At 69.7% G+C, this 7117-nt stretch carries 6 protein-coding genes; 2 read left to right on the top strand and 4 right to left on the bottom strand.

Going from position 1 to position 7117, the window contains the following annotated elements; translation table 11 throughout:
* The 4 genes from NGB36_RS32735 to NGB36_RS32720 form a co-directional block, all read right to left on the bottom strand.
* A partial coding sequence (locus NGB36_RS32735; protein ID WP_255924297.1) for an LCP family protein occupies positions 1-465 on the bottom strand: 465 nt, incomplete at its 3' end.
* Positions 466-816: 351 nt separating this feature from the next.
* Positions 817-1173 carry an ArsR/SmtB family transcription factor gene (locus NGB36_RS32730; RefSeq protein ID WP_255924296.1) on the bottom strand — a complete coding sequence of 119 codons (357 nt, stop codon included), beginning with the start codon at positions 1171-1173 and terminating at the stop codon, positions 817-819.
* Between the two features lie 228 nt (positions 1174-1401).
* Positions 1402-4158, bottom strand: a complete 2757-nt coding sequence (mgtA, locus tag NGB36_RS32725) for a magnesium-translocating P-type ATPase (RefSeq protein ID WP_372509589.1) — start codon at positions 4156-4158, stop codon at positions 1402-1404.
* A gap of 14 nt (positions 4159-4172) precedes the next feature.
* On the bottom strand, positions 4173-4544 hold the full coding sequence (locus NGB36_RS32720) for an ArsR/SmtB family transcription factor (RefSeq protein ID WP_255924295.1): 372 nt from the start codon (positions 4542-4544) through the stop codon (positions 4173-4175).
* A 222-nt stretch (positions 4545-4766) separates the two neighbouring features.
* On the opposite strand from NGB36_RS32720, the gene NGB36_RS32715 reads away from it, so the two are divergent.
* Together NGB36_RS32715 and NGB36_RS32710 are read left to right on the top strand one after the other, a co-directional pair.
* Positions 4767-6242, top strand: coding sequence for a glycoside hydrolase family 47 protein (locus NGB36_RS32715; RefSeq protein ID WP_255924294.1), 1476 nt, complete (start codon positions 4767-4769; stop codon positions 6240-6242).
* A gap of 320 nt (positions 6243-6562) precedes the next feature.
* Positions 6563-7117, top strand: a 555-nt coding sequence (locus NGB36_RS32710; RefSeq protein ID WP_372509588.1) for an LCP family protein, incomplete at its 3' end; no start/stop codon positions are given.

Below are 7117 nucleotides of genomic sequence, written 5' to 3'. Positions count from 1 at the left end.
CCCACCGAAGTCGACCATCATGAAGTGGTCGATCGGGATGCCGGTGAGCTGGTGCACGGCCGCCACCTGACAAGCCGGGCCATAGGCCAGCGCGCTGTTGATGATGGTGGTCTGGGGCGGCACCGTCTGGCCCGTGCTCGGGTCCTTGCATGCCGGGATCTGGGCGACGGTGTCGCGTGGCACGCTCATCACCGTGGCGTTGGAGCGGTCCGCCGAGACGTGCAGGATCATCTCCACGTCCGCATTGCCGGGTCCGCCGCCGCAGTCGCCGCCGAGCTTGCAGTCCGCCGCCGAGGAGCGGGTGTCGGAACCGATCACCAGGATGTTGATCGGAGTGCGCCCGAACCTGTCCGGCTTCTCGGTTCCCCCACCGAATATCGGCACACCCTTGATGTTGCCGTTGAGCTGCTCGTAGACCACCGCGCCCACACCGGCCACAACCAGGATCAGTGCCGACGTCGTCATGGCGACGATCCTGCCGACCGACCGCTTCCTGTTCCTGCGCCGGGCCCGGCCGCTGCCGCGCGCCGCCGTCCTGCCCGCGGCCCGCGACGCCCCCGGTGTCTGTACACCTCGCCGACCCCGCCTCGGGGACGGGATCGCGCCACCGTCCTGCGTGGCCGGCGCGCCTCGGCGGTGCGAAACGTCGGTCATAGCTCACCCTTATGCGGTCCGGCCGGGCCGTTCCGGCGCTGATCACGGCAGTGCCACACGTAGCGCGCAGCCTCCGACGAGAAGACGTCTGATGGTGGCCAATGGTTGCACGGTTGCGCAACCTACAGATCTCCTCTGAAGGTCCTGTGAACCCTCGGGCCGTTACGCGACGGCGCCGGTCGAAGCCTGCTGCGTGCGGTCGCCCGTCGCGAACCCCTCGACCATCAGCAGCACTGCCGCGGTGACGCGCGGCTCATTGGCGCGGTATATGCGCCGTCTGCCCTCGGTTCGTACCCGCACCAGACCCGCCAGCTTCAGCTTGGCCAAGTGCTGACTGACGGCCTGCGGTGTCCCGCCGACCCTCTCAGCGAGTTGTGAGACATCGCACTCGCCGTGCGACAGATCCCACAGGATGTGCAGGCGCATCGGGTTCGCCAGCAGCCCGAAGACGGCGGCCGACGCTCCCCAGACCTCCGCCGCCGGATATCGCCGGCTGCCGTCTCTGCCGTCCGCTCCCATGACCCCGCACCCTCCCGGACCCTTGTCCCCGTAGCGATCGGGCCAAGGGTAGCCGCAAAAGTTATGGTATTGCGCAACCACGCAACCCATGAGGAGACTGCGTTCATGCCCCACGGGGAGATCCGGCAGGTCCGGGAGACGAATCTGCGGCTCGGAGCGGCCATAGCGGAGATCGAAGGGCTCTACTCGGCGCTGCTGCGCACCGCAAGCGCCGAGCGTCAGCGGCAGTTACGCGCCGACCTCGCTCGCGCCGCCCACCGTCTCGCTGCCGTTGCGGTCCTGCCCCCCGGCCGGCGTGCGCCCGAGCCGGTCGTCCGCAACTCCCGCTGGCAGCGGCGCAGGCGGCTGGCCGCACGCGGGGCCGCCTGGATCGCCGGCCGGTACGGGCGATCCCAGGACTGACGTCGTCGAGCGCCGGGCCAGCGCAAGTGCACCTCCGTACGCGGCAAGGACAACCAGCAGCAGCGCGTAGTACTGCGGTGGCAGGGCGGCCAGATGCAGCGGGCGCGCGAGGGGCGAGAGCGGCAGCAGCAGGCCGACGGCTGCGAGCGCGCCGGTCGCGAGCCGCAGCGGACCCGGCACCCGTGGCAGGCGGCCGCCCATCCCACGCAGCAGGACCATCACCATTGCCTGGGTGATGAGGTTCTCGGTGAACCACCCGGCGTGGAAGAGCCCTTGCCCTGAGGTGCTCCGGCTCAGTGGAGCGACGAGACCGAGCACGGCGAACGTGGCCAGGTCGGCCATCGCGTTGATCACTCCGAAGACCGTGATGTAGCGGTCGAACGCGAAGGGACGCAGCACCGACGGGCGGTCGGGGGTCGCGGGGCCGGAACGCCCAAAGGCGAACGCCAGTTGCGAGGCGTCGAAGCACAGGTTCTGCACCAGCACCTGGACCGGCAGCATCGGCAGAAACGGCAGCAGCAGCCCGGCCGTCAGCATCGAGAAGACGTTGCCGAGGTTGGAGGAGACCGCGACCCGCAGATAGGTGGCGATGTTCGCCGTGGTCGCGCGGCCGGCCGTCACGGCGCGGTCGATCGCGGTGAGTTCCTTGGCGGCCAGGACGACGTCGGCGCTTTCGCGGGCCGCGTCGACGGCGTCGCGCGGGGCGATCGCCACATCGGCGGCGAGCAGGGCCGGGACGTCGTTGACGCCGTCGCCGAGGAAGCCGACCGTGTGGCCGCCGTACCGGGCGTCGCGCAGAGCACTCACGACACGGGTCTTGTGGGCCGGGGTGCAGCGGGCGAAGACTGTGGTGCCACGGGCGAGTTCGGCGAGCCCGCGGTCGTCCAGCGCGTCGATCCGGTCGCCGGTGACGACCTCGCCGGGGTCGAGCTGCAGGTCGCGGCAGATCCGGGCGGCGGTTCCGGGATGGTCGCCGGTGAGGAGCTTGACGGCGATACCGCGGCGGGCGAGCGCATCGAGGGCGTCGGCGGCACCAGGCGCGGGCTCGTCCCGCAAGCCGACGATGCCGAGCAGTGTCAACCCTCGTTCGTCGGCGGGGGTGTACGGGCGGGAGCGCGCCGGACGATCCGCGGTCGCGACGGCCAGCAGGCGCAGGCCCGCATCGGCCTGCTCGGTGGCGAGGGCGAGGATGCGGGTGCGCGCGGCGTCGTCCATCGTGCACCGCTCGACGACCTCTTCGACCGCGCCCTTGACCACCAGCGTGTGCACGCCCAGGCTGCCGGGCCGTAGGACGACGGCGGTGGAGAGGCGGCGCGAGGGGTCGAAGCCGATGGCGTCCACACCCGTGGGCGCGCGCCGCCCGGGACCGGCTGCCGCATCGTCGGAGGCGTCGGTGTCGGCGTCGGCGGCGGTGTCGGCTTCTGCGTCGCCGTCGTCGGCCGCGGCGTTGTCTGCTGCGCGGAGGATGGCCTCGTCGAGCGCGTCCGCCGAGGGTGCGTCGGCGAGCTCGATCGTCCACAGGCTGTTGATGGCCGCCCAGTACAACACCTCGGGATCGTCGCGGCCTTCGGCATCCAGATGGCAGGCGACTGTGAGCGCATCCCGGGTGAGGGTGCCTGTTTTGTCCGTGCACAGGACGTCAATGGCACCAAGATCGTGGAGTGCCGGCAGCCGCTTGACGATCACGTCGGCCTGCCCCGCCAGTTCGGCGGTGCCACGGGCGAGCGCGGTGGTGACGACGACCGGCAGCATTTCCGGGGTCATTCCCACCGCCAGGGCGACGGCGAACGGCAGCATCTCGAGTCCGCGCCCGGTCACCATTGCGCAAGCCGTCAGTACCAGCGCCACGGTCAGCGCCATGAAGCGGATCAGCGTCCAGGAGACTCCGTTCACCGACCGGTCGAAAGCGCTGACCCGGCGCCGCGCCAGACCGCCGTGCGCGCTCGCGAAATGCGTCCGCGGACCCGTCGCGGTGACCACGCCCGTCGCCGTCCCGGAGGCCACACTCGTTCCGGCGAAGCACAGGTGCGGCTGGTCGTAGAGCGAATCGCCGTGATCGCCCGGCATCGCGTCCGCGCACTTGGGCACCGGTGCGGACTCGCCGGTCAACGTGGCCTGGTGGACGGTCAGCCCGTCCGCGCGCAGCAGTCGCACATCCGCCGGCACCATGTCGCCCGGCCCCAGACGCACCACATCACCTGGCACCAGCTCGTCGACCGGGATCTCGCGCGCCAGCGGCTGGGCCGCGCCGGCAGCTCGGCGCACGACGGTGGCGGTGGAGGCGACGAGCTTGCGCAGCGCGGCCGCCGAGCGGTCGGCGCGGTACTCGCCGGCGGCTCGCAGCACACAGCTGACGACGACGAGAGCCGCGATGACGCAGGCGGTGCCCCATGACCCGATCACCGCGGATCCCGTCCCGAGGCAGAGCAGCACGGCGGTGAAGGGATCACGCAGCGCGCGCAGCAGCCGGCGCGGACGCCCGGCTACGCCCTGCGGCAGTACGACGTTCTCCCCGTACCGCAGCAGGCGCTCGTGAGCCTCCGCCTCGAGCAGTCCGCGCGGGCCGGTGTCCAGCCGTCGCAAGAGGTCAAGCGGCGTCAACACGCCCCCCGGCCACTCGCGCCCTCCCCGCCCGCGCGGCGGACGGTGAGCCGGCCCACCATGGACCGCGCCACATCCACCACGTCCGCGTCGTCCACCAGGTACACCTGGCGGCGCCCCTCGCGCCGCGACCGCACCAGACCCGCCAGCTTCAGCTTGGCAAGATGCTGGCTGACCTGCGGCAATGTTCCGCCGACCCGATCGGCGAGGGTGCTGACGTCGCACTCGCCCTGGGCCAGCACCCACACGATGTGCAGCCGGGCCGCGGATGCGAGCATGCCGAAGGCGGCGGCGGCCTCCTCCAGTACGTCGGCGGTCGGCTCGCCGCGGTCCGCCCTCTCTGCCGAGGCAGGGCGTGCTCGGGTCACCTGTCACCACTCCCGTCCGCGTCGCAGGCACACGAGTCTATTGCCGCTATCCCCCGATCTGATCTGTCGAGTCCGTTCCGCTGACACCGCCCGTCCCCTGCATCACTATGAGCGCAGCCGTCTGCATCACTATGAGCGCAGCCGTCGGTCATCTCCGACGACCTGACGGGCACTCACAGGGTGGGTCACACCAGGGCGGTTCAGCCGGGAGGGCAGCGGGTCATGAATGGTGCTTCGCATCCGCGGGACATGGTGTCGCGACGCCGTGCGGTGACGTGGCTCACCGCGGGTGGCCTGGCCGCTGCGACGCGTCTGGCCGTCCCAGCGCAGGCCGCGGCCGCGGCCGCCACACCGTCCGGCATGCCCGGCGCGGCGCCCACGCCCGCTCCGTCCAGACTCGGCCCGCCCGACCCGGTGAAGGCGGATGCGATCCGAACCGAGTTCCTGCACGCCTGGGGCGGCTACAAGCGCTTCGCGTGGGGTCATGACGAGGTCCTGCCGGTCTCCGGCGGCTACCAGGAGTTCTTCGCTCCCGGCCATCCCGTCGGCCTGTCGATCGTCGAGGCGCTCGACACCCACTTCGTGATGGGACTCGACGACGAGGTCGCGCAGTGCGTGGCGTGGATCGAGTCCCACCTCGACTTCGACATCGACGCTGACTTCCATGTCTTCGAGGCGAACATCCGGCTCGTCGGCGGGCTGATCTCCGGCTACCTCGCCACCGGGAGGCGCAGTCTGCTCACCTCGTGCACGGACCTGGCCGACCGCCTGCTGACGGCGTTCACCTCCTCGCCGACGGGCATGCCGTACTCGCACGTCAATCTGCGCACCGGCGAGGTCTCCGGCACCAGCGTGCCGCTTGCGGAGATCGGCACCAACATCCTGGAATTCGGGGTGCTGTCGCAGCTCACCGGCAACCCGAAGTACTACCGCGCCTCCAAGCTCGCCTATCGGGCGGCGATCCAGCGGCGCTCTTCGCTGAACCTGCTCGGCACCACCATGAACATCGAAACGGGTGAGTGGACGGACTCCACCGATGCCGCCCCGAATCCGCCCGCCGACTCCTTCTACGAATATCTGTGGGGCGGCTGGGCCATGTTCGGGGATACCGACTGCCTGGGCTGGTTCCATATGTTCGACGCGGCGTTCAAGAAGTACCAGGTCGAGTGGGTGGACGGCCTGCTGTGGTTCAAGCAGGTCGACTTCAACACCGGCGAGGTGCTCGGCAGGCAGCAGTCGGAACTCGCCGTCGACAACTTGTCCGAGGGCGGTGACAACACACTTGCCGCGGACTTCTACCGGTCCTGGACGGCCGTTCTCGACAAATACGCCGTCATCCCCGAGGAGATCGATTACACCACCCTCGCCGTCGTCTCCCCGGCCAACGAGTTGCGCCCGGAATATGCCAACTGCGCCTTCGACTTGTACGGGCATACGGGCGACCCGTTCTATCGCACCACCGCCTGGCGGTACTTCGAGAACCTCAGGACGTACCACCGCGTCGCGAACGGCTACACGATCATTACCGACGTGACCAAGCGGCCCATGGTGCAGGGCGACTACTTCCCCGCCTATTCCTTTGCCGAGAACTTCAAGTGGCTCTACCTGACGTTCTCCGACACCCCGCGCTTCGATTACCGCAACGGCTACCTCAACACCGAGGCGAAGGTGCTGCGCGGATTGCGGCGCAGAGCCTGAAGGTGGTCACGGTCCGTACCGGGCGACATACGAAGCGCTTCCATTGCGGACCTGCGGCGCCTTTTTTACGTGATTTTCATGGGGCCTTGTTAGGTTGCGCAATCACGCAACCTTAGGTGACCATCATGCATCTACTTGATCGGGGCTCCCCGCGGCCGCACGATACGCGTACTCGTGTGCTGCCGTCGCACAGAATCAGCGCCGGAACGGCCCGGCTCGACCGCATAGGGTGAGGCATGACGGACGTATCGCACCGCCGGGGTGCCTCGGCTACGCACAGCGGGATCCCGACCCCCCGGCAGAGCCGGCGGGGTGCGCCCGTGCGGGAGGCGCCGCGGTCCGGGCACAGGGCGGCGGCGTCCGGTCGCGGCCGCTCGCGGCGCAAGAAACGCAGCGTCGGCAAGATTGTGGCGATAACCACATCCGCGCTCGTGCTGATCGTGGCCGGTGTGGGCGCCGTGGTCTACGAGCAGCTCAACGGCAACATCAAGGGTGTGCCGCTGATCGGGGGCGGCACGGAGAAGCCCGACGCGTTCGGGCGCACCCCGATCAACATCCTGATGATGGGCTCGGACGGGCGCGACAATGCAGCCGACTGCAAGATCGGCGGCGACTGCGGCCCGGGAGCCAACGCGGATGTGGAGATGCTGGTGCACGTCTCCGCGGACCGCTCCAACGCCACCGTGATAAGCATCCCTCGCGACACCGTCACGGAGCTGCCGTCCTGTACGGACCCGCAGACCCACCAGACGATGCAGGCCCAGCGCAACCGGATCAACAGCACCCTGCAGTACGGCCCGAGCTGCACGGCAGCGGCCGTCCACCAGCTCACCGGAGTGCCGGTCGACCACTTCATGGAGATCGACTTCCAGGGC

Origin of the sequence: Streptomyces humicola, assembly GCF_024436035.1 — a bacterium.
GTDB lineage: Bacteria > Actinomycetota > Actinomycetes > Streptomycetales > Streptomycetaceae > Streptantibioticus_B > Streptantibioticus_B humicola.
This window is presented reverse-complemented; position numbering and strand designations above follow the sequence as displayed.